The organism is Flavobacterium branchiophilum NBRC 15030 = ATCC 35035 (assembly GCF_002217205.1).
In the GTDB taxonomy this organism is placed as follows: domain Bacteria; phylum Bacteroidota; class Bacteroidia; order Flavobacteriales; family Flavobacteriaceae; genus Flavobacterium; species Flavobacterium branchiophilum.
This window is the reverse complement of record NZ_MUGT01000047.1, coordinates 36,901-60,729: the sequence shown is the minus strand read 5'-3', so window position 1 is coordinate 60,729 and position 23,829 is coordinate 36,901. Positions and strand designations below refer to the sequence as shown.

Annotated in this window: 16 protein-coding genes; 3 read left to right on the top strand and 13 right to left on the bottom strand. The window is 33.3% G+C overall.

Features of this window, described 5'->3' with window-relative positions; translation table 11 throughout:
- The first annotated feature begins 62 nt into the window (after positions 1-62).
- Both B0A58_RS06590 and ggt read left to right on the top strand, forming a co-directional pair.
- Positions 63-746, top strand: a complete 684-nt coding sequence (locus B0A58_RS06590) for a Crp/Fnr family transcriptional regulator (RefSeq protein WP_089080384.1) — start codon at positions 63-65, stop codon at positions 744-746.
- A gap of 41 nt (positions 747-787) precedes the next feature.
- The gene (gene ggt, locus B0A58_RS06585) at positions 788-2,485 is read left to right on the top strand and encodes a gamma-glutamyltransferase (protein WP_089080383.1); all 1,698 of its coding nucleotides are present in this window, start codon (positions 788-790) and stop codon (positions 2,483-2,485) included.
- 44 nt (positions 2,486-2,529) lie between these two features.
- Here ggt and B0A58_RS06580 read toward each other — a convergent pair whose 3' ends face one another.
- Complete coding sequence (locus tag B0A58_RS06580) at positions 2,530-3,204, bottom strand: SCO family protein (protein ID WP_089080382.1); 675 nt, start codon at positions 3,202-3,204, stop codon at positions 2,530-2,532.
- A 173-nt stretch (positions 3,205-3,377) separates the two neighbouring features.
- Here B0A58_RS06580 and B0A58_RS06575 point away from each other — a divergent pair, with 173 nt between their 5' ends.
- A complete protein-coding gene (locus tag B0A58_RS06575; protein ID WP_014084241.1) occupies positions 3,378-4,631 on the top strand; it encodes a DEAD/DEAH box helicase in 1,254 nt (417 codons plus the stop codon).
- Between the two features lie 381 nt (positions 4,632-5,012).
- On the opposite strand, the gene B0A58_RS06570 is transcribed toward B0A58_RS06575, so the two are convergent.
- From B0A58_RS06570 to B0A58_RS06515, 12 genes are all read right to left on the bottom strand, one after another.
- Positions 5,013-5,882: a hypothetical protein gene (locus B0A58_RS06570; protein ID WP_089080381.1), complete on the bottom strand. Its 870-nt coding sequence runs from the start codon at positions 5,880-5,882 to the stop codon at positions 5,013-5,015.
- Between the two features lie 34 nt (positions 5,883-5,916).
- Complete coding sequence (locus B0A58_RS06565; RefSeq protein ID WP_089080380.1) at positions 5,917-10,260, bottom strand: SMI1/KNR4 family protein; 4,344 nt, start codon at positions 10,258-10,260, stop codon at positions 5,917-5,919.
- Positions 10,261-10,676: 416 nt separating this feature from the next.
- Positions 10,677-11,087, bottom strand: a complete 411-nt coding sequence (locus B0A58_RS06560) for a GxxExxY protein (protein ID WP_089080379.1) — start codon at positions 11,085-11,087, stop codon at positions 10,677-10,679.
- A gap of 42 nt (positions 11,088-11,129) precedes the next feature.
- Positions 11,130-11,450 (bottom strand): hypothetical protein, encoded by a 321-nt coding sequence (locus B0A58_RS06555; RefSeq protein ID WP_089080378.1) that lies wholly within the window; start codon positions 11,448-11,450, stop codon positions 11,130-11,132.
- Between the two features lie 17 nt (positions 11,451-11,467).
- Positions 11,468-13,492 carry a tetratricopeptide repeat protein gene (locus tag B0A58_RS06550; protein WP_089080377.1) on the bottom strand — a complete coding sequence of 675 codons (2,025 nt, stop codon included), beginning with the start codon at positions 13,490-13,492 and terminating at the stop codon, positions 11,468-11,470.
- Positions 13,493-13,503: 11 nt separating this feature from the next.
- Complete coding sequence (locus B0A58_RS06545) at positions 13,504-14,199, bottom strand: hypothetical protein (protein ID WP_089080376.1); 696 nt, start codon at positions 14,197-14,199, stop codon at positions 13,504-13,506.
- Positions 14,200-14,210: 11 nt separating this feature from the next.
- Positions 14,211-15,020: a DKNYY domain-containing protein gene (locus B0A58_RS06540; RefSeq protein ID WP_089080375.1), complete on the bottom strand. Its 810-nt coding sequence runs from the start codon at positions 15,018-15,020 to the stop codon at positions 14,211-14,213.
- 12 nt (positions 15,021-15,032) lie between these two features.
- On the bottom strand, positions 15,033-15,704 hold the full coding sequence (locus B0A58_RS06535) for a DUF6714 family protein (RefSeq protein ID WP_089080374.1): 672 nt from the start codon (positions 15,702-15,704) through the stop codon (positions 15,033-15,035).
- Positions 15,705-15,933: 229 nt separating this feature from the next.
- On the bottom strand, positions 15,934-16,533 hold the full coding sequence (locus B0A58_RS06530; protein ID WP_089080373.1) for an SMI1/KNR4 family protein: 600 nt from the start codon (positions 16,531-16,533) through the stop codon (positions 15,934-15,936).
- Positions 16,534-16,566: 33 nt separating this feature from the next.
- Entirely contained in the window at positions 16,567-18,918 is a 2,352-nt protein-coding gene (locus B0A58_RS06525; protein ID WP_089080372.1) for a hypothetical protein, read from the bottom strand.
- Positions 18,919-18,936: 18 nt separating this feature from the next.
- Positions 18,937-22,029, bottom strand: coding sequence for a DUF6493 family protein (locus tag B0A58_RS06520; RefSeq protein ID WP_089080371.1), 3,093 nt, complete (start codon positions 22,027-22,029; stop codon positions 18,937-18,939).
- 195 nt (positions 22,030-22,224) lie between these two features.
- Positions 22,225-23,565 carry an SWIM zinc finger family protein gene (locus tag B0A58_RS06515; RefSeq protein ID WP_089080370.1) on the bottom strand — a complete coding sequence of 447 codons (1,341 nt, stop codon included), beginning with the start codon at positions 23,563-23,565 and terminating at the stop codon, positions 22,225-22,227.
- Between the last annotated feature and the right edge of the window lie 264 nt (positions 23,566-23,829).

Genomic DNA, 23,829 nt, shown 5'->3' with positions numbered 1-23,829 from the left:
TTTAGAATAATTATTTTTTAAATATATTACTTACAAATATTTCAACACTTAATACATCAAATATGACAATCTGCGAACAATGCGATGTAAGAAAATACAGTTCTTTAAACGCTCTAACTGAAGCTGAATTGGCGAAAGTTGCCATTTGTAAAACGACATACAATCTAAAAAAAGGGGATGCCATATTTAATGAAGGCGATGCAACAAATGGGGTGTTTTGTGTTAAAGAAGGAGCTTGTAAAATGACCAAACTTGGCACAAATGGCAAAGACCATATTATAAAAATTGTCAAATCGGGCGAGCTACTGGGGCAACGCTCGATGATTAGCGACGAAAATGCCAATTTAAGTGCAGTAGCTTTGGAAGAAATGAAAGTATGTTTTATACCCAAAAGTGAGATGATGCCCTTTTTTCAGGAAAATCAAAAATTTTCGATGGCGGTACTCAAAACAATATGCAACGATTTGAAAGAAGCCGACGACCACACCATTTCATTAGCTCAAAAAACAGTCAAGCAACGGTTGGCAGAAACATTGATTTATTTGTATGAAAATTTTGGCGAAAATCCAGATGGCAGTCTCAAAATTCAATTGTCGAGAGAGGAAATGGCTGGCATGATTGGTACGGCAACAGAAAGTTGCATCAGGTTATTGTCGGAATTTAATAAAAATAATGATATTGATATTATTGGAAAAAAAATAATCATTTTGAACGCAAACAAATTAAAAATGTTGGCATTAGGTTAAAATCCTGACTACTATTTTCATAAATCTAACCTTTATTTTTGATGACTATACCTACTAAAAATACATTTTTTATATCTATTTTTTTATTAATTAGCAATTTCATTTTGGCACAAGACCAAACACCAAAAGGATTGATTGCCTCCAAAGCCATGGTGGTTGCTGCTCGGGAAGAAGCGGCACAAATAGGAACAGCTATCTTACAAAAAGGGGGCAATGCTTTTGATGCTATGTGTGCAACTGAATTGGCTTTGGCTGTAGCATATCCGTATGCTGGCAACATTGGCGGAGGCGGTTTTATGGTTTATAGAAAAGCAAATGGGAGTGTAGGCACGTTAGATTATCGAGAACAAGCACCTTTAGCCGCTCATCGGGACATGTATTTAGATGCAAACGGCAATGTTATTCCAAATTTAAGCGTACATGGTGGACTTGCCATTGGAGTTCCAGGCACTATTGCTGGCATTTTTGCAGTACACAAAAAGTTGGGTTCGTTACCCTTGTCAGATATTTTTCAACCCGCAATTCAATTGGCACAAAAAGGAATTGTAATAACCGAAAAACAAGCGGCTCAATTTCAAAAACATCAAAAAGATATTGCAACTATTAGTGGCATTAATGTAAAAATGGCCAGAGATTTTCAAAAAGGAGATACCTTAAAACAACCTGAATTGGCAGCAACGCTCTTACGAATTTTACAAAATGGTCAAAAAGAATATTATCGAGGCAAAACAGCCCAACAATTGGTTGCCTTTATCCAAAAAAATAAGGGTATTATTACTTTAAAAGACTTAAAAAAATACCGTGTCAAATGGCGGCAACCCATTGTTTTTCCTTATAAAAATTTGAATATTATTGCTATGGCACCACCATCTAGCGGCGGTATCACTTTAGCCCAAATCTTAAAACAAATAGAACCCTTCGATATACAAACATTAGGGTACCATTCTACACAAAGTATGCAATTACTTACAGAGGCCGAACGTAGGGCTTATGCAGATAGAAATTATTTTTTAGGAGATCCTGATTTTGTAAAAATTCCTCAAAAAACCTTGCTCAACGAAAATTATTTAAAATTGAGAATGAAAGATTTTAGTTTTGATAAAGCAACCAAATCTTCTGAATTGAACCATGGAACTATCTCATTTTCAGAAAGTAATGAAACTACACATTATTCTATAATAGATCCTTTTGGAAATGCAGTTGCCGCTACTACCACTTTAAATGGGGCATTTGGCTCCAAATTATACTCAGAAGATTTGGGTTTTTTTTTGAATAACCAAATGGACGATTTTAGTATAAAACCAGGTGTAGCCAATATATATGGGCTAATTGGTGCAAAAGCCAACAGTATTGCTCCTCAAAAGCGGATGCTCAGTTCCATGACACCAACTATAGTTGAAAAAAATGGCCGGTTGTATATGGTTCTTGGTTCACCTGGAGGTTCTACGATTATCACTTCGGTATTGCAAACGCTTTTAAATGTTTATGAATACAATATGAGTATGCAAGATGCTGTAGATGCTCCACGATTTCATCATCAATGGTTACCCGATGAAATTTTAGTTGAACCTCATCGTTTTGACCCTCAAATATTAAATGAGTTAGTCAAAAAAGGCTATCTCATAAACGAAAAAACAGCCCCTGTAATAGGAAAAGTAGATGCCATTTTGGTTTTGCCAAACCAGCAATTAGAAGGTGGTGCAGATTTTAGAGGAGATGATAAAGCAGTAGGATTTTAATAAAATCCTACTTTCAAAACATAACGTTTATTTAATTGTAATAATTATTCGTTATTTTCCAAAAGCCAATGGATGTCTTCAATAAGTTTTTGAATTTCCTCTGGTTTTGTTCCGTCATAAAACCCCCTTACCCGACGTTTGGTATCCACTAAAACAAAATTTTCTGTATGTACCATGTCATACAATTCATTGGGTTTGCCCAACTTGACTGCCAAATAGGATTTACGAGCCATCGTATAAATATCTTTCTTGTTGCCCGTTACTAAATGCCATTTTAAATCGTTTACGCCATTTTTCAAAGCATATTTTTTTAATGCTTTTACATCGTCTGTATCGGGCAAAACAGAATGAGATAGTAACATTACTTGAGGATTATTTGCGAATGCTTTTTGGATTTCAACCATATTTGTAGTCATTTTTGGACAAATAGAACCACAAGTCGTAAAGAAAAAATCGGCAACATATATTTTACCCTCGTAATCTTTTTGAGTTATGGTTTTACCATTTTGATTGGTAAATGAAAAATCCGAAATTGTATGATATTTACTTACATATTGAACGGTAGAATCTACCAATTCAGGATTTACCATATCTGGGTTATAAACTGTTAAGTGTTTTTTGGGTTTCAAAGCCATATAAAAAGCCCCTATGGTAAGTGTAGAAAAAACAAACAATATAATAAAAAACCATCTGTATTTTTTTATAAATAATAAAACCATAATCTTAATAAATTTAAGGCAAAATTAGTTTTTTTGCTTGAAATAAACAATTAAAATTCCATAAAACCATTCAAATCAATAAGTGTCCTTAAAATCAACACCTTCTTTTGTTTAAAAATCACTATATTTGCCCATAATTTAAGTAATATACTTAAAAATCTTAATCAGACACCATGTTATTCGAAGCATTTTCACTATCAAAAAGTATTCAAAAAGCCATTGTCGAGCAAGGCTATACCACTGCAACTCCCATTCAAGAACAATCGATACCCATTATATTAGCAGGAAACGATTTGGTTGGATGTGCTCAAACAGGTACAGGAAAAACTGCAGCTTTTGCCATTCCTATCATCCATCAACTACATCGAATTGTGGGTTCGTCAAAAAAACCAAAAGTGATAAGAGCACTAGTTGTAACTCCAACACGTGAATTGGCAGTACAAATTGGTCAAAATTTTGATAGCTATGCTCAATACACCAACCTAACGCAACTCACCATTTTTGGCGGGGTGTCGCAGTTGCCACAAGTTGAAACCTTAAAAAAAGGAGTAGATGTTTTGATAGCAACGCCTGGGCGATTATTAGATTTGCACAAACAAGGCTTTATACATTTGCATGATTTGCACACCCTTGTATTGGACGAAGCAGACCAAATGCTGGATATGGGATTTGTAAACGATGTAAAAAAAATTGTTAAATTAACACCAAAAAACCGACAAACCTTACTTTTTTCAGCCACTATGCCTATTGCAATTCGGGAATTAGCCGAAATGTTTTTAAACAATCCCGAATCTGTAACGGTGTCGCCTGTATCTTCTACCGCAGAAAAAGTATCGCAAAAAATATATTTTGTAGATAAAACAGAAAAAAGAAATTTATTATATCATTTAATAAAAAATGAAAACATTTCTGACGTGTTAATTTTTTCAAGAACCAAACACGGGGCAGACAATGTTGTCAAAGCGCTCAGAAAAAACAATATTCCTGCAGAAGCTATTCATGGAGACAAATCGCAAAATGCCCGTCAAAGGGTTTTAGAAGCATTTAAAAATAAAGAAATTGGTGTTTTGGTTGCCACCGATATTGCTGCAAGAGGTATAGATATCGACCAATTGCCGTTTGTTATCAATTTTGATTTGCCTAATATTCCCGAAACGTATGTACATAGAATTGGTAGAACTGGCCGGGCCGGAAATGGTGGAATAGCCATCTCTTTTTGCAGCAAAGATGAAGAACCATACTGGAAAGACATCCAAAAATTAATCAAAGTTGATGTTGCCATCGTAACCGATCATCCTTACCCTTGGCATAGTGGTAGCCCAAAAAGTGTGCCCGAAACTGCACCAAAAAACAGCAATCGAAGCGGCGGTGCTCACAAATCAAGAAAATCTGCTGGCTCTAAACAGAATAAAAAAAGATGGTACTAAAAGCGTCCAGTAAGTTTTATGCCTCAATATCATAAATTGATATAAAAAAATTTACACACTTTTGTAGTACAGTATCAAAGTATTTTTATTTGAAGCTATTCCCGCTTTTCGTTTCAAGTCCTCACAAAAAAAGGGGTGGTTCTAAGGCAAAAAAAGAGCTTCTTTGGTCGCTTTTTTTTGCCAAGAACCACTCCCTTTTTTTGTTCCGGGCTTTACACTTCAATCGGGGCTAGAAAACCCGTTTTCAGTTGAAAAATTTATATTAAAAAGAAAAAAATCATTCAAAAGTAATTACAAAACCAACTTCTCCGCCTCCCGAAAAATGCGTTTGGCAATCAAAGTCGTGATGTAATCGTCTTCTAATTTGGTTTCAAAGAAAAATTATAATTTATTATATGCTTTAAATATTCGTGCAGTATCTTGACCATTAATTATGCAATAATAGGCATTTTGTCCTTTTAGATTCTTTTCGTTTATTTTTCCTTCAATATCTTTAATTACATTTTCACTAATATTACCCACGAATTGTATAATAAAGAGTTCTGCAGGAGCTTGTAATAGTCTAATTATTTGATCTCCATTTTTTCCACAATTTTTTATTTCCATAGTTTTATTTCGTAATCCATTCCCTTTTAGCAAAAATGCAGAGCTAGTTCTTCTGCCATTTATTAATATATTTGATGTATATAAATCATTTTCCTCACCACCCCAATCTTTTTTATGAAAAGATTCATTAATAATTTGTTCAAATACCATTTGAACTTCGTCTTCACTCTTGTCAAAATAACCATTTTCCAATACACAATCTACCAAACTAGGATTTATATCTCTTACATTTTTAAAGCTATCAATGTCTTCTATATATAATCTTTTACCAATTGGTAAATCAGTATATTGTTTAATATCAATTTCTAAAAATCGGTGCAAGGCGTTGATTTTTTTTAACATAAAGCTAACCATATTATCCCATCCTGCATCTCCATTTAATTTTCCAATTACTGAACCCTCTTCCGGAGGACTGTTAAAGTAATAGCATTGTAAAAGAGTTGGAAATATATTTTGTAAATCTTTATATACTTTTTTATTCCATGTATTAATTTCGTTATTTATAGAAATTCTGTTGTTTTCAAATTCCCTATTTTTAAAATTTATTGAATAATTTGTATCTACTTTTTGTCTTATTGAATAACCCTCCATTAAAAGATTAATTAATACTTCTTCTGCCTTGTTTTTAGATAATTTTAATCGCATATTTTTTTTTCAAATTTACATTTATTTTTATTAATTACAAAACCCACTTCTCAGCCTCCCGAAAAATGCGTTTGGCAACCAATGTCGTGATGTAATCGTCTTCTAATTTGGTTTCAAAGGAATATTTCAAAGTGCTGTTGTCGTCTTGATAATAATTGACATTGAGCAAGGTTTCTTCTTCATAATAATGTGAAATGTAAACTGCAATGTGCTGATTCAGAAACCATTTGCCTATTTGGAAATAATTATCTGCTTTGAAGTAATAATAATCTTCTCCTTCTAAACCTTTGTACAATATATCATTTACATTTAAGTTTTTTATTTCGGTTTGGTCCAAAATGGATTGGATTCGGGACTCAAAATTATCCACAAGTTCATCGTTTACCGCATTGAGTTTGTCATAATCCATGGGGCTTCCGCCTTTCTCAATAAACTCTACAAAAGTTTCTTCGTCTTCGCCATATTGATTTTCTCGAAGGTAGCCATGATCCTTTATTTTGAAACCATATTCATCTTCAAATAAAAAGCGGTCGAGAAGCACATCTTCTAAATTATGGGTCGCCAAGTAGCGATTTCTTACTTCTATAGTTTCATTTTTTTCGTTAATAATCGTGTCTGAAGACGTTACATCATATTGATCACAAACCAGTGCCCAACAGACTATTTTAAAGAAATTCATTCGGAAATCATCTGCATAAATCAGATTGATGCTGGCGGTGCCTTTTACATACAAATCGCCGTGATTGTAATGCCCATGCAGGAATTCAGCATCTAAATTTTTATCGAAATAATGGGTATTTCCACTTAGATACATACTGAAAATATCAGCATCGGCAAGGCAAATAATCGGTGGCGAAAAGTCTAGATCATAGGCACTTAGGTGTTTTTTGATGGTTAGTTTCTCTTTGAAAATATAGCCCAAAATATATAATTCATCCATATCAATTGGATCGATTACGGTGTCGAGATACAAACTTTCGAGTTCCATCTCGTTATCAGCCAATAGGAAGAATCCATTTTTCATGCTTTCCGCATCGCCATCAGTAGAAAACATGTAAAAAGCATCATACAATTCATTTCCTTCAAAATCAGTGCATTGATTCAGATAAACTTCGGCTTCTTTACGGTCAATCACCTGTAAAACTTGCCCTTGAATGGTAACGGTTTCAACAGGTTTTTGAACCACATAATTAGCAATTTGATTGGCTTTTCGTTGCTTTTCTTTTTCTAAAGATTTTTGTTGTTTTTTGGCTTCTTTTTCCAATCTTTTTTTCTCTTTTTGTACAAAATTTATCAGTTTGAAAAGCAAAAAAGATAAGGTTTTATTAGGATCAAAATCCTGTTTGGAATTATGCCATAAGGTTACATAATTGGTTTCGTCAATTTCGATAGCATATTTCAACGCAGCATAGTTTTCTTCATTGGTATCGTTTCCAAAAGGTTCGTCCAAAATAGCCAATCGAATAGCATTATTGTTATCTGCTTTTTTGGATTTAACGGAAATCCAATGATATTTCCTAATTATTGTGAAAAAATCGTATGTATTTTTTCGGTTTTGAAGTTGACAAAAATCATCTACAATTTGAACGTTTTCATAAGTCAATTGGGCTTGTTTTTCATCTGAAAAAGGCTTTTCTTGATAGTAGCTATGGTATTTTCCTTCTATATTTTTGAGTAGATATTTTTCATTATCTTTTTGAATTAATTGCTCGCACTCTATAAAATTTTTGGTCGCTTTTTTTATTAAATCATAATCCAAAAATTGAATGGCTTTGTTGTCATTCGTATAAAAATCATCGGTTGCTTGGTTTTGGCTTGACCAATACCGAAAGCGAGAAACATCATTCGCAAAGGTATCAAAGTAAAAATGTTTGGCATCAAAATCAGTGGTGCTTTCTATTTCTTCAGAAATCCTGAAGGTTACATAATCCGATTCCGACCAATTGAAAGCCAAATTGTAATCGCTCAGCCAAGGCATTTTGTCGGCATCTTCGTAATCGTTGTATTTGTCCTGAACCACTTCCAAATTTAGGATATTTCTAATGCGTTCAGGAGTTGCAATTTGCTGTAATTGAGTGAAATAATAATGACTTCTTTCCACTTGAATTAAAAATTCAAACCAAATTGGTGTAAAACATTCTAAAGCATTTGGCACCTCTTGAATCGGTTTAAATTCATAGATATTTTCATCTGTATTTTTGTATAAAATATCAAAATGATCTGTTTTTGAAAAGAGTTTTTGCAACAATTTTTTTGGTGAAATCCAAATATAAATTTCTGACCCATTATCCAATAAAAAAAAGATACTTTGTGGTACATCGGCACCATCCGATGCTCTTTGATGCGGCTTGTTTACAAACACATTGGCTCTTGAAAGTGGTAAAATGATAGCCACTTCATTATGATATTCTTCCTGATAATTTTCAAAAAAGCGATTGTAATTTTCAAGAGTAAGTTCTTTGTTTTCAAATAGAATCGGAATATTTTTATGGTTGTGCGCTTCCAAAAAGTCCGAATCGTGAAAATAACTATCAAATCCAAGGGTTTTCAGGATGCTTACCACCGACCATTTATCTAATTCATGATGCAAAACTATAAAATACGAATCGGTATTGGTTTCTAAAAAAGTCAATTGTAGGCGGGAATCAATCCCTTTTAAAGCCAATTCAAAATCAGCCCAAATATCCTTCAATAAATAAGGAATACCTTTGTAATCGGACTCTTTTGGCAGTGTAAAACCATGAAGGCCAAAGTTCTCTTTTAAAGCTTTTTCAATGTTATATGAAACATCATCAACAGACAATTTGTGGTCTATTACGAGGAAAAGATTGGAACATTCATCATCTAAATACTCACAAATAGCATCCAAAACTTCCTGCGGATTATCCAAAATAGCTTCTTCGATTTCAAAGTTTTGAATCCTTTGATATAGACTGGTTTTCATTTCACTATTCTTGATGCAAATGGGAACCATTTCTTTCAAAGTAGCTTTGAGCATATCTAAAGGCGTTTTTTCAGCATGAGATTTATGTCCATCAAAAACCGTTTTCAGTACATTTTTATCTTGTTTCAAGCTTTCAATAATGGAATCTCGATTTACGATATTGCCCCAAAACACAATTTCTTCCATGTCTTCATCGGTTATAGTTGTGATGGAATAATATAAATGTTCGGGTTCAAACAAACTTTCGGCAACTTCGATATAATATTCGGTGTCGTCTTCATAATCTTCACTGTCTTCGTTGAAATAAAATTCCGAAGTGTATGACGATTGCTCTTCATCAAAATGGTATTCTTCACTGAAAATAATGACCCTAGCAGAAATTTCTAAATCAACGTATAAACTGCCATGATTGTAATTTCCCCAAAGTAAATCGGACACCTTGAGGTCTTGCAAAATATGAATTTCGCTTCCGCCAATGACCATATTTTGTACTTCGACATCTCCCAAAACGACCAAACCAAAAGCGCCATCATCATTGCTCGAAAAGAGATTTTTGGCTTTTAAATCGCCCGTTATTAATAGAAACATTCCCGTTTGTTCTCTCAAGTAGGTTTCATAATCTTCATTTCGACGTTCATATTCGATAAGCGGTTGTGCCAAATCGATATAGTCTATTTCTAAATCGCCCTCAAAAAAATGAACCATCATCTCGTTTTCAGTAGCTTTTGAACATTCTTTGTATAACCAAGAATCCTCAGGTACAAGATGCTTTACTTCGTCAAATGGAACAGTTTTTAGCAGGTTTTTGAGTTCGGAAGCAGGAGGAAATTGGATATTTGTTGTGGTTTCATTTTTTAAGATAAATTCAAACAAATTAGGATTGCCCGATTGCAGTATATCGATTTGATTTTGAAACAATTCTTCAAGTGAGTTGGCTACTACATTGCGTTCCCAAGATTCATTTTGGAGTTCGATAATTTGCCCGTAAGTGCCTAATTCACTTGGGTCGGTATCAAAAAGAAGGTAATCACCATTTTTCCCATCTGCAAAAGGAATCCAACGTGGATTGGCATAGTCGTCGGCATTGACTTTTGGGTCAAAATTTTCTAAATTACCCTCCTCGAGGCTGTCTCCAAAATACAAATTCTGAATGCCTTCCCATTCTGTTTTAATGTTTTCAAATGGAATTAAATCATATTCAAAATCATTGATAAAAAATTGAAAAGCAGCCGTAACAGGATGGTATTTAACATTATAAATTTTGTATAAATGGATTAATTCAACAGGAATTTCAAGTCCATTTTCAAGGGTTTTATGTGCTTCAATTTCCATTTCCGAAATACCAGAAGTCAAGTTGAAATACGGATTGTGTTCTGGAACGATTTTATGGATTAAATCAATCCAATTGGTGAAGAGTTGGGATAGGTTTTGCATATTTTATTATAATTTGAACATTTATTTTTCTTTAAACATTTTTTTATTTTTAAACATTAAGGCATTAAGGTTCATTAAGTTGCTTAACATTTTTAATCTCATAATTTCTTAATGGTTTCCTTTTTAAACATTAAGACATTAAGGTTCATTAAGTTAGTAACACTTAATTTTCTTAATTCCTTAATGGTAATTTTTTTTTAAACATTAAGGCATTAAGATTCATTAAGTTTCTTAAAGTTCTAAATTCCTTAATTTCTTAATGGTTTATCCTTTTCAAACATTAAGGCATTAAGGTTCATTAAGTCAGTAACGCTTAATTTTCTTAATCCCTTAATTTCTTAATGGTGAAAATTCAATTTAAATAGTAAGGTATTAAGGTTCATTAAGTCAAAGTTATTTTTCATTTTTTAAAGTTTTTAATAATCGGGTAATTCGCTAAAATATTCATTTACAAATGGTTTCGTTGTCTTTGTGATATTGTTTGTAAAAAAAATAATCAATAAACCTTGTGGCACTTGCAATAATTTCATATAGGTTAAAAGTTGGGCTTCGTAAACAGGATTCATATTTTCAACTGCTTTTAATTCAATTATAACCAAATCATTAACTAACAAATCTACTTTCAAATCAGCCTCAATTTCTAATTCATCATATTGAATAGCTACAGAAAGTTGTTGTTTTACTTCATATCCATTTTTTTCTAATTCGTATTTCAAACATTTTTCATACACACTTTCTAAAAGCCCTGGCCCTAATTCTTGGTGAACTTTGATTGCATATCCTACTATTTGATACGATAATTGAGTTATTTGTTTTTTTGTACACATGATTTTTATAGTTTTAGCTTACACAAAATTAAAATTATTGTTTTATTTCAAATGAACTAATTTTCTAAAAAAGAGAAATATCCCTGCTCCTGCAATACCATAAACAGGAATCCGAATAAGAATTTTTGTATAAAAATAAGGAAAAAAGGTTTCTGTTTTTGTGGGATACAATGCAAGTAAACCAATTCCTAATGAAATCAATATTATACCCAACCCCAAAGCCCAATAACTGCATGACTTTGGATTCCAAACCAAATTATGTTCTAACCCAATAAGCCAGAAAATAAAAGCTATTGAACCAAAAAGGCAAATGATGCCAACACTGGTCATTCGAATTATAAAATCTATTTTTTCAAAATTCATTGCATCTTTTTTAATTATTAAAACCCAAACAAATTAGTATTTTTCTTTTTTAATTCCTTGATTTCTATATCATTTGGAACATTTTCTAAAATAAAGTTTGCTAATTTCACTATCCATTTTTTATTGCCTTTTTCATTCATTAGGGCTATGGCTTTTCGGCTTAATACATCAATTTCATCGTCCCAATGTAGATTTTCTTTTTTGTAATATTGGATACAAAAATCCATATATTTCAGACCGTTCTCAGTTTGGTCGAGATCAAAATAGCCTAATGCCAAATCGTGTTTTACCCAATAGTCATTGGCATCTATTTGCTCTGCATCTTTCAATAATGGTATTCCCTCAGCCGCTTTTCCTGTGCGAACCAAGGCAGATCCTTTGCGATATTTCAAGGTGAATTTTTCATTTTCCCATACATTCACACTCATTTCATAAGCACTGCGTTCGTACTCATTTGCCGAATGAATGCATTCGTGATAGTTCCCGATTTTGTGTTGCATCTGAAAAAGCACATACCAATTGGAATAATTATTCGGACTTTGTTCGGCTATTTTCAGGGCTTCTTGCATCGCAAAACTGTCCTCTGGCGACACCTGCATATTGGCATCTATGGCAACTAATTGTGCTTTCAAATCGTCAATAGATTCATCAAAAAACTGTTTATTCGTAGTGCTATGTGCTTCATAAAAAGTATATTGGTTGGCTTCTATTTCTCCTAAAAAATCTTCTATGACTTGTTTTCTAAAAGCTAAATCACTTTCGCTATATTTCAGAGCGTCAATGAGATAAACCTTGGCTTCAAAGTAAAAAAGCACTCCAATAGAGTCTGTTGAAATACCATAATTTTCATCGTACCATTGGTAAATTTCAGAAATTTCATCGGCATTTTTTAAGTCATTGGCACAGCGGAGTGAACTCATTAATTGCGCTGGAAAAACCGAATAATGGAAGCCAATTTTATGAATATTCAATGCTAGTTGTGTTTCCTCTTTTTCTCTTAAAACAATACCGTAATCATTGCAACACATTGAAAACCAATGTTCGTTTAAACAAAAAGAACTTCCTTTTCCTTGGGTGAAATAATCTTCAAAAAGCTGGTAACTTTGAGAAAGCATTTGTTCTCTGTAATCAATAATAGCGTCATAAACAGGCGTATTTTCAAAATTTCCCGCATTATTAAGTAAAGTAGAAGCACCACTATACACATCTACGGCATCGGTTTGAGTTATTGCTGGTAAATTATTTGGTGCTGTGCCAACTTGCATAATATGTGCCACAATATAACGGGCATACCAGTTGGTTACAGCTTTTGGATGTCCGAGTGTTTTCTCAAAATAAGTCATAGCAGTAGCATAATCTCCTTCATAAAAAAACAAATTTCCTATTGCACCTTGCAACAAAATACTCTGTGGATATTTTGCCAAAAAAACAATCATTTCATCCACTTTTTCTTGATGGGAATGCACACGACTGAATTGACTGTTGTTAAACGTCAAAGACAAAGCATAAAGTAGCTCTTCGGTATGTTGTTTATTTTCATACAATTGGTACATTGTTTCCATTAATTCGCCCTGATCCAAGTCCCCCTCAAGGGAACAGAAACTAAAATATTGAGAAGCAATTTTACCACCAAGAGTGAGATTCCCCAATTCGATAGCAATACTAGCCAAACGATAATTGGCATTGTGATTGTAAGGATAACTATCAAAAGCCAGTTGAATATAATCCAAAGCTTCTGGTTTTTGCTCCAAATCAAAATGAATTTCAACCAAATACATACACACATCAAAAACATTTTTATGTTTATTAGCAATGGTATTTTCTTCCTTTTGATACGTAGGAATTAGGTTTTCAAAAATAGATTTTGAAGCTTCAAGGGCCTTCTTTCGTTCTTCCCCTTGCTGTTGAAAGCCAAGATTATAATTAGACAATGCCAAATTATATTGGTTATCAGATGATGGATTGGTAGTCAATTCGTTTTCGCAAAAAGCAACCGCTTCCGCAAATTTACCTTGTTCAAGAAGTTCGTTTAATTGGGTCATATTTTTAAGATTTAAGATTTTAATTCTGAATTGTTTAGTATCATTTGCATTATATTGATGGCTTCGTTGTCTAAACAGCCGTAATAATTGCGTATCATTTCTTCTAGTTTCTGTTTGATAAAAGCATCTGGAAGCTTATTTTCTCGAAAAAGCTTGATGGTAATTTTCATGGCTTCTATAAATTCCTCGGGACTGCAATTTTCGTCTGTTTGAGAAAGTACTTCCTCCGAAACATCATTTTTTCTGACTCCTTCTTTTTCGTCAAGTATTTCATAAGCCTCAAATTCCCATTCATCAATAGAGTCAGACAAGTCCTCTCCACAAAAAGTGTCCAACAAATCCCAGATAGCATCTAGGATATAATCATCCCAAAAAATACTTCCTCGTATATTTTCTTCTCCTTGAAATGATTCATATTCTAATACCGTTTTATAATTTTTGTATTGATATAAATAAAATTCGTCTGATGCCTCACAGCAAGAAAATTCAATAATTTCATCCTTTATTGGATTTTTCACCAGAGTGTGTTCAAAAGGTTTGATAAGGAACGTGCCTTTTCTCGTCTTAATATGCAGTAGCGTTCCTGTTTCTGCAACCCAGCTAGCAAATGCGTTTTCAATACTGCGCAATTGGCAATTGAGTACTTGTTCAATAGTACTTTTATTTAATGTTTTTTGGCAAATAATACAAGAAAGGGTGTGTGACATATTTATTGGTTTTATTGTTTATTCCACACTGCTTTTACATCAGGGAAAATAGTTTGAAAAATGGTCTCATAATTTTTCATATAGCCCACTTTTTCACGCAAATCAATACATTCCCTTTCTGAAAGTTCGGGATATAAAATGGAAAAGATGATTTCTAAATTATTGTAAAATAGAGTTCCCGTAAAATCCCCTGATACCTGCTCCATTTTATCTGTCCAGTTATCTAGTCTATAAATAGCCTGTTCACTTGCAAAGCAATCGCAGTAAGGAATGAAGAAATAGTTTGTGTCCTGTTGTTTTTCAAGAATATGGATTCTGAAATTCAAAAAAGAATAGATTCGGTTTTTATCTTCATAAAAAAATTCACTAATTGTATTCTTAAAACTTACTCCATCAGCACCAACTATTTTTTTTCCGAGATAAAATACTTCGCTTTTTGTTTTAATGAAATCTTTGTCAATCACTTCAATTTCATCGAAAAATTTGGGTTTCAAACTTGTTTTTTTTATGACCACTTCACCAAAGCTTTTAGTCTTGTATGAAATTGAAATGTAATAAAGATAATTTTTGTTTTTTACCCAAGCACAATACGAATTCAAATTGTCCTCCACAAAATACTGATGAATCACCTCCAACCCAACTCCTGAAATATCTAATTGATCCTCTTTTAGAAAAATTTCATTTTTTAATTTTTCCACTTCATCGTCAGAAGGCATTTCGGGTAAATAAAAAAGATGTGAACCCAATTCATGAAATCCTTTTTTGTAAAATCGTTTCAGAATGACTTGGTTGTCAATGTTATATATTCCTGTGATGTTCATGTTTAGTTTTTTCTACTTTATAATTTTTTCCAATAAAGAATAAAAAAACGAGAATGCTTTGCTTCCTGCTTTTTCATTTTTTATGGTTATTTCTTTTAATTTTAATACTAATTGATAAAATTCAGCATTTCCATCATATACATATTGTTTTGCATCTTCTTTGGTAAAATTTTTATTTCTAAATTTACCACAACTAGCACAAATCGAATTTTTATATTCAAAAATAAAATCAGCTTCTAATAGAAAATTTTGTTCCATACATTCTAAAAAGCAAATTTTTTGCTCAAAAGAAAGCCCATTCCACATTTCTTTATACTTTTCATTTGTTGTAGTTTTCGGTTCTTCTACAATATATTCCATCCAGATTTCTATTGCTCCAAAATGCCCCAAAGAGAGCAAAACGGGCAAGAAGAATCGTAATCCCTTTACATCCATAAAACAATAGGCAACACTATTATAATTTTCATCCAAGGCACTAATCATTGCTGCTACTTTTCGCCAATCTGTTCTTTCATCTTTGGCTCTTTCTTCCTGATATTCTTGACTTTCTGGAGAAAAATAATCGTCCATTGCATTGGCTTCCAAAAAACCAATACCGTCGTCCAGCGTTACATTTTTAAATGCTTTATAAAGGATTGGCCCCATTTTGTTTTGGTATGTTTTAAGATATTTTTCTTCTAGCATAATTTTGTTTTATTTTTTAAAATGAATCAAAAAACAACCTGATTTTTAAGTGTATCTATTCGAATTGTATTCCTATTTATTCCATTTTTGGCTCAACCACCTTTTACGTGGGGATCCAATTTAAATTTATTAAATTTTGTTTTTGAACCATTAAGATATTAAGTTTCATTAAGTCTTAATTACCTTAATTTCTTAATGGTTTAAATTTTCGAATAGTTGTTTTTTATAATTACTCCATCATATAATCCACAATAAACTGAAAATCAGCCTCAATAAGCAGTTGCAAATAAGCATCAAAACTATCCGCAATAACGACCAATTCATCGGGATCGTGGGTGTAGCGAACAATTTGTCCCACTTTTCCATTTGCAGAAGGAGAAAAATCTATATACAATTGAGATGTACCTCCATTGTTCATACAATCCGAAAAATGAAGCCAATTGAGTGCTTTGGAATCCGAAATAATGCCATTATCTACCTCCACTTCATCATAAACTCTGTCGATATAATCTGCTAAATAACTAGATGAATTGCTTTCCAAAATTTGTTGCACACTCATTAAATAATACGGATATTCAAACATATCCGAACCTAAAAAAAAGAAGGCAATTTTCTCATTTTGAAATTCGCTCCAATACGTACCATCAACAAATTGTAACAATTCTATCAAACTATCTGGAATTTGTGGAAAAGCCTGCTTCAATCGTTCTTCATCTTCTTTATGAATTCCGTGTTTGATGGACTCCAAATGATCCCAAATCTCTTGCCCTTCTCTTTCATAATAGGCTTTTTTTAAGCCCTCGATGTATTTTTTTGATAAATTTTCCATTGTATATTAGTAATTTATTATAAAGGTTTGGTTTTAGTTGTTTTTTTGAACAAAATCCGTATTAGAAAGCAACTCCATTACTTTTGATTGGTCAATATATCCTTTGTCCGCCTCACTTGCTTCTTGATATTTTAACTGTATCCGATTCACTAAATCGCTAAGATTTTCTTCATTCATTTCATTAAAACCATATTCATTGTGGGCTTTGAAAAACAAATATTCCAACCGAACCAAATGGGTTTTTGCATTCGTGATGGCATAGTCTTGATAGAAAAAATAGGCACAATGTTCTTGCCAACTCAAATCCATCGTGTTTTGTAAATACTTATTAAAATAAGGTGCAAATTTTATGAGCATTTCATCCAAAAAAGCACCTTCTTCAGTTCCATCATTATATTCAAAGAACAAATAGGTATTCATAATATAACTTACATAATCAATTTGATGATAATTGTGCTTTGCTCCTTGCTTTATAGTATCTGGCAATTGTTCTAACAAATCAAAAACCAAGGCACTGATTTGTGGATAGCCATATAAATTGGGATACCAACGCCAATCGTTAGTTTCCTTGTAAGGAGCAATTTCATTTTCTTCAAACCAATTTTTGATATCCACAATTTTAGGATCATGGAATAAAGCTTGCAAATCAGCATCTTTTAACATTAAATGAAATTGCGAGTAGCCATAATAAAAAGCCTTCAAAAAATAAGAAACGGCATAATCATGTTGCTTCAAAACCACCGAAAAACACGTCAAATGATGAAAAATATATGGATTGAGTTCTGCTATATAATGATGCGCTAATTTTTTATAAGCCCTCAAACCCGTTTCTAAATAATGAAGTTCTTTTTTATTGGAATGGATATACAATTGCCAACAATGGTGCAAATAATTATTGAATTTTGTCAAAAAATCAGGCACATATTTATTTTCTTCAACCAATTTATCAAAATGCTTGGATTCAAAAAAGGCTTGAAATTGAGTAAAATAGGCCGCACTATCCAAATTATTTTCAGGTAAAATGCTATTCAAAAAAGGGAGTGCATTCGCTGCGACTTCTTTTTTATATTTTTCATAAAATTCCAAAAATTCAGCTTCATTTTTTCGCAACACTACAACTTCATTGTTCTTAAATCCAAAAGAAGTGGCAACAAAACACCATTCTGCCGCATTAACATAAGGTTTGAAGAGGAAAAATTCCCCATTTTTGTCTTTTCCATACGAAATAAATGCTTTCATACTACCTGCATAAGTGGTTGATTCGGCAACAGTATTTTTCCCAATGTCATAAATAGCGGTGTTTTCTAATCTTAATTTTTCATAAGTGGGAGCATCAATTTCATCTAATAGCGTTGCTCCCAAATAGATTTTCTTTGTTCCTATTAATAAGATTTCATCGTAAAAAAGAGAGTTGGAAAACGAAAAAGTTCCCAATGCTTCTTTAGAAATTGTCTTTCCTAGAAAATAAATGTGGTTCGCATCTTCGCCATAATACACATTTGAAATTTCTCTTTTGTAAGTTGCTAATTTAAAAGTCTTGGCATCGGCACCTTCCATCTCATTTAGCTGTTCATCATACACATTTGTTGCGGTTACATAGAAGGTTGTGTAAAATTTATGCAGCTTTTTGAAGGATTTAGGGTCGGCAATTAATTGTTTGTTCCCAATAATAATAGAATTTCCATCAGTTAAACCATAACTGGTTTCCACTAAATCTTGCAGGTTGCAATTTTCAAAATAAGTAATAGCATCCCTTCCATTGCAATGGTAAAATTTTGTTCCATTATAGAAATAACCTTTAAACAATTCTAAAGGTTGCAAAGCAGTTGCCAGGTGCAAGCCTTCTTTTATGGTTTTAATTCTTGCTTCTTCTCTCAAAATTTCAAATTGTTTGAGCACTGTGGCATCTAAAAACGTCCTATTGGCATTAAAAAAAGCAGTATAATCCGAAACATTTTCAATTTTATTGAAAAATTGCTTTTGTGTTTCTTTATAAATGGCTTGTCGCTCTGCCGTTGAGAAAGGTTGTTCTTTCCAAATGCCTTTTTCTATTTGTAGTTGCACATCAAAATTTGAAAAACTCAAACAATCTAATGTAGTGAGGCAATATCCCTCGCTATCCGCATCCAAAAAGGGTATAATTTTGGTAATTGCTTTATAAAAAAGGCTTTCTTGCAAGGTTTCGCTTGAGCCATAGTGATAATAGGCATAAACATAAAGCGTGGCTAGCTTTTTATTATAGTTCAATTTATAAATCGTGGCACTTTTATGCCAAAAAGAAATAAATAATTCTTCAGCAAAAGTGGCTGCTTCTTGTTTTATGAACTTTTTATACGCATTTTCACTTATTTTTATTTTGGAAACTAGTCCTGCGGCTTGCGACATGGTTTAAATTATTTGAATTTAATTTGTTAGTAACTTGATTAGCTTCTTCAAACTGGCGTTATTTTCTAATGTTTTCAAGAAAAGCAACGTTTTTTCGGAAGGTTTTTGGTTTAATTTTGTTGCCAAATCATAATAATTCTCGATGAATTTTTTAAAATTGGTTGGCAATTTTTCTAAAGTTCCAAATGCTCCAAGCACGGCATCCATTAGTAAAAACAACGCCTGATTGTGCAAAGGCGAACTGTCTTTAATGCTCAAAACCGCATCGGAAAACCGTCCAAACACCCCATAATTATTTGAAATTAAATAGGCAAATACCAAACGCAACTGTTCCATTGGAAGGGTTTGATTTTCAATTTTTTGATACATCACTTCCGATGCCAAAAGCCGAACGTCTTTTTTATCCATAAAAAAACAACAGGCAAAAACAGTACTACAATAATTTGAAAACACAAAATCGGTTCGGTTTGCCAAATGCAAAAAGGCAGTAAGTATATCGGAACCAGAACTGGTATTCACACAGCCAGCAAGCAATAACTTCAGTGCTAGTGGCTCTTTGTTTTGTGGCATCAAATCGTTCCAATAGTAAACCGAATCGCCCCCATACAAATGGTGATACCAACTGTTTTTCCCAACATAATAGCAATCCAAACTATATAACAAATGATTTGGAATTTTTTTATAACCTGGCAGTTCCACAGCCAATTCCATCCAAGAATGACGCATTTTTTCTTTGGTGCGATAATCCACCCATTCATTGTGTTTTTCAACAAAATTGATCGGATTTTGAAAGGGTTTCCCCGCAAATGCAACTCCTGCAATAGTCGTTTTCTCAAAGGCTTCAAAGGCTTCATGCGGATAAAATGTTTGTGCCGCCACTGCCCAAAGTGCAGTATATTTTGATTGCAATGTTTCGCCTCCCGCTTTTTGAAATAAAGTATTCAAAATGCCTTCTTTCGGAATTTTTATCTCTTTGTGCATCCCAAAACAAAATTCAAACAAATTTTTCATCTCGGTTTCCAATTGGGAAAGTAGCGGTATCGCATCTTCAACCTGTTCCAAAGGCATTCTACAAATTGCCAAGGATAAATCATTAAAATCGATAGTTTCATTTGCGTTTTGATAAGCAATTAGGCGTTCCAAAAGCGTTTTTGGTGCTACCCAATGGGGTTCGTGGGTTGGAAAACTCAATAAGGGCAACGCACGTTTCGTTTGGATTTTTTCATCGATGCATTCTAAAATGGATATATAGAAATACATCGTTTTCACCGTATTATAACTTTTAAATTTAGTATCGGCTTTTTTATCCAAATGCATTATTTTTTGTAACAAATAGCCTTTTACAAAATCTTTTGCTACACAACTAAAATAGGTTTTATGCAGTTGTTTTTCATAAGGCTCTAATTGTTTTTGATAATCCGCTGGAAACAAATGCCGCTGCAACACAAACGAATGCAACAAAATTTCAGTATCCAAAATGCCCTCATTATTGATGAATTTTCCAAATTGAAACAAAATTTCGTTCCAATCTTTTGGTAAATGCACTTCAGTTACTAATTTGTTTACTTTTAAAGGTTTGTATTCGTAATTATCAACTTCAAAAACGGCATTTTCATCCGTTTCATTGCCTAAAAATTCGCCCAATTGCAATTTTACGGAACCTTGCATTTGACCCACATATTCCAATAGTTTTTCTTTTATCGTTTTATCTTTTTTATTGGCAGTTTTCAGTAGGGTTTTTACCGCTCTTTCTTGCAAAGTCAAATCGGGAATCACAAAAACGTTGCTCACTAGATAGGCAATTTTTGTGCTGGTTTTGGTATTGGTTTTTGCAATCTTCTCCAAGATTGGCAATAGTTTTTTGATGCTTCCTTTGGCGTCTTCTCTATAAAACAAAGGTTCCAACCATTCCAAAAAATCGTTAGTTTTGAACTTTTTTTCTTCAAATATTAGTTTGCATAAATCCACTCCAAACGTAATTATGGGAGAATAGGCATTTTGCAAAAAAGTAAAGATAACATTTTGGTTAGCAATCAATTCTTCTGTCGTAGGTTTAATTTCTTCAACTATTTTTTTAAAGAAGGATTTGATTCCATTATTCCATTCTTTGGTCTGTATCAACAAACCATTTTCAATAACGGTTGCTCTTTTCAAGTTGCCGTCATTCACAAATTGCAATAAAGCAACGTGCCACAGCTTGTATTGATTATAGGGTTGGTCATTATTGGTTCGGAAATAGACATTGTTTATTGCGGTCTCATATTCAAACAACAAAGGCACATCGCGTTCCAATGCAAGCGCATCTTGTGCCAATTTTTTGATGAAATTTTGTGCTGAATCCTTAACTTGATATTCGTTGTATTGTGCCAAACTAATCGCATACAATTCCGCATGAAATGCTATTAATTTTTCTTGTTCCAAATAGCGCAAGGTGTAATAGGAAATGGAAGCCCATTCGTTTCTTTTTACCAAATTCAACACATACTCGGCAATCCAGTTGGGTTTAGCCCAAAAAATTAGCTCTTTAATTATAACATCGGTTGTCATGGCTTCCAAATACGAAACAATCCCATCAAAAGCATTGATTTCGGTTTTGTCCACTACTGCCATTGCTGTCAAATTGATGATTTTGGATTGGATTTCATCGCCTCGTCGCCCCCAATTATATTGATTGCCCTTTCTAAATTGCGGTTCATTGGTCAAATCGGCATAATCACACCAATATTTTTTACATTTTTTTAAATGTTTTTTAAACTCGGCTACATTTCCTTTTACTTTTTCTTGCAAAAAAGGCAACAACGCTTCAATTCTTTTATCTTTGATGAGCTGGTCATATTCCGCTGTGATTTCTTGAAGTGCCGTTTTGGCTTTTCCTGCTTTACTACTACTGTCCACAATAACTTCTCCCGATTCGGAATAGCCTTTTTTCACTTTTTCAGCGACTAATTTCTCTGCCATTTTCAAGCATTCGGCTTCGGTGGAAAAACTTTTGGTTTGCGAAGTGCCAGAAGTGCCATTTTTGCCATAAGTTACCGTAAATTGAATCCCTTGTGCTTCAATTTGCCAAAATTTATCCGATGTTCCGTCAATATATTTTAAATGTTTTTTCATAATGGGTGTGTTTTATATTTGGGCATTCCCTTTCAGGTCGGGCTTTCCGCTATATCTCTTTTTTTAGGGTTGTGTGTTTCAGTTCAAGTATTTAGTTACTAAAACCAAAAGCGAATTGAACCACTTTAAACCCTAAAAAAAAGAGGATGCCGCTGCAATCCCTAATGCAATCTTGCTATAGTTGTACCTTATTTTTTAATTTATAGTTCCCTTGTCCATAAGATTAACTGCTAAAATGTGTTTGCAAATCCCTCTTTTTCCTTGATAAGAAGAAAACCAATCACAGGTGCATCTTGCTTCTCCATTTTGAATTACCACTTTGTGTTGCACACCTGTCCCTTTCACAAAAGCTTCAATTAAAAAGCTGTTTTTTGTAATAAATTGAATATCATTATTTTCAATAAGTTTTTTAGCATTTTTTAAACGTGGATTCAAGCTCAAGATGCGTTCTGTTTTGAATGGCAATCGCCTGTAAAAATGAGAATTATCTAGTACATCAAAACCCAAAAGCCCCATTGATGACAAACTAGCGCTAAGATTGTCCATTGTCCCGAAATCAATATCATTTTCAATGGATAACAAAGTAGGGTTGAAGGTTTCGTTGGCTTTCAACAAGGAATTTAAACCATACACCCATTCCAAAGGCAAGTTTTCGGTCATCTGTTCCAATGCCTTTCCTTCTCCTGAAAACCCTCTATAATTATCCGGTGAAAACGCCATTAGTAATTGCATACTCCCAAACTCACACACCAAAGCACAGGTCTCTTTATCCGATGATTCATAGATGAATACTTTATCCAATAGCGGCAAAACGCCTTCCAATAAGCGCAAACGTTGCACCCCACCTATACGAACACAATCGGCACTCAACAAAGTAGAAAACATCATTTTTCCTGCTCGTTTGGATATGTAAAAATCGCCTTTTACATTTCCTTTTGGCAAGGAATTGAACAATTGAATGGTTTGCAATTTGTTCAATTCATATTTTTGTTCCATGTCTGCTAAATACAATTGCACACTAGTCAAACCCTTAATCCATCGGATGGGTAGCGTAACTTTTCGTTCGGTAACTTTGGCTTTGCTCGTGATGACTTGCATGTCGTTTTGACCCACTGCAAGGGTAACTTTCTCCGACTTTTGGATGGCATTCAACGCATTAAGCATAGGTTCATTGAAATCAACATTTGTAGTGCCACTCGCAATAAATTCCCCATCAATGGCTTCGGGTTTCATGTCTAAGCGTACATACACGCCATTGCATGATGAAAATCCTTCAAATCGAATTTGTTTTTCGCCTGCCGTAACAATAGGGTCACGCAAACTCGCAGGTATGGGACCAAAACTCGATCGTACTACTTTGGCAATCGTGCTCCAGCATTTGGCAGTTAAATAGGGTTGCACCAAATTTCCCCAGAAAAAACAAGGAATATTGTTCACCTCTTGCAACTCCGATTGGTGAGCAAGAACCAAATTATGCACCCCTTTTTGTTTGTTAAGGGTGGAATTGGTTTTAAAATCAAATGCTAAGTCGTTCATTTATATAGGTTTATTAGGTTTGTATCTAAAAATAAAAGTTGAAATAGAAAATGGTTTAAAGATAAGTTGTTTTTTTCTTTTGGCAAAATATATCCTTTTACCGTAAGCTGCGTTAGGGATGGAAGTGGAAATCCTTTTTTTTATGGTTGTTTGAATTTGTTTTGAAAAAATGATTTTTGTTTTTATCGAAATCATTCAACTGAAAACTACAACCATAAAAAAAAGATTGAAACGGACAGCCCGACCCTTGTGGTAACGCCCAAA

Excerpts from the sequence above, each read along its gene's own strand:
- B0A58_RS06590 (WP_089080384.1), top strand. The coding sequence starts at position 63 with ATGACAATCTGCGAACAATGCGATGTAAGAAAATACAGTTCTTTAAAC.
- ggt (WP_089080383.1), top strand. The coding sequence starts at position 788 with ATGACTATACCTACTAAAAATACATTTTTTATATCTATTTTTTTATTA.
- B0A58_RS06580 (WP_089080382.1), bottom strand. The coding sequence starts at position 3,204 with ATGGTTTTATTATTTATAAAAAAATACAGATGGTTTTTTATTATATTG.
- B0A58_RS06575 (WP_014084241.1), top strand. The coding sequence starts at position 3,378 with ATGTTATTCGAAGCATTTTCACTATCAAAAAGTATTCAAAAAGCCATT.
- B0A58_RS06570 (WP_089080381.1), bottom strand. The coding sequence starts at position 5,882 with ATGCGATTAAAATTATCTAAAAACAAGGCAGAAGAAGTATTAATTAAT.
- B0A58_RS06565 (WP_089080380.1), bottom strand. The coding sequence starts at position 10,260 with ATGCAAAACCTATCCCAACTCTTCACCAATTGGATTGATTTAATCCAT.
- B0A58_RS06560 (WP_089080379.1), bottom strand. The coding sequence starts at position 11,087 with ATGTGTACAAAAAAACAAATAACTCAATTATCGTATCAAATAGTAGGA.
- B0A58_RS06555 (WP_089080378.1), bottom strand. The coding sequence starts at position 11,450 with ATGAATTTTGAAAAAATAGATTTTATAATTCGAATGACCAGTGTTGGC.
- B0A58_RS06550 (WP_089080377.1), bottom strand. The coding sequence starts at position 13,492 with ATGACCCAATTAAACGAACTTCTTGAACAAGGTAAATTTGCGGAAGCG.
- B0A58_RS06545 (WP_089080376.1), bottom strand. The coding sequence starts at position 14,199 with ATGTCACACACCCTTTCTTGTATTATTTGCCAAAAAACATTAAATAAA.
- B0A58_RS06540 (WP_089080375.1), bottom strand. The coding sequence starts at position 15,020 with ATGAACATCACAGGAATATATAACATTGACAACCAAGTCATTCTGAAA.
- B0A58_RS06535 (WP_089080374.1), bottom strand. The coding sequence starts at position 15,704 with ATGCTAGAAGAAAAATATCTTAAAACATACCAAAACAAAATGGGGCCA.
- B0A58_RS06530 (WP_089080373.1), bottom strand. The coding sequence starts at position 16,533 with ATGGAAAATTTATCAAAAAAATACATCGAGGGCTTAAAAAAAGCCTAT.
- B0A58_RS06525 (WP_089080372.1), bottom strand. The coding sequence starts at position 18,918 with ATGTCGCAAGCCGCAGGACTAGTTTCCAAAATAAAAATAAGTGAAAAT.
- B0A58_RS06520 (WP_089080371.1), bottom strand. The coding sequence starts at position 22,029 with ATGAAAAAACATTTAAAATATATTGACGGAACATCGGATAAATTTTGG.
- B0A58_RS06515 (WP_089080370.1), bottom strand. The coding sequence starts at position 23,565 with ATGAACGACTTAGCATTTGATTTTAAAACCAATTCCACCCTTAACAAA.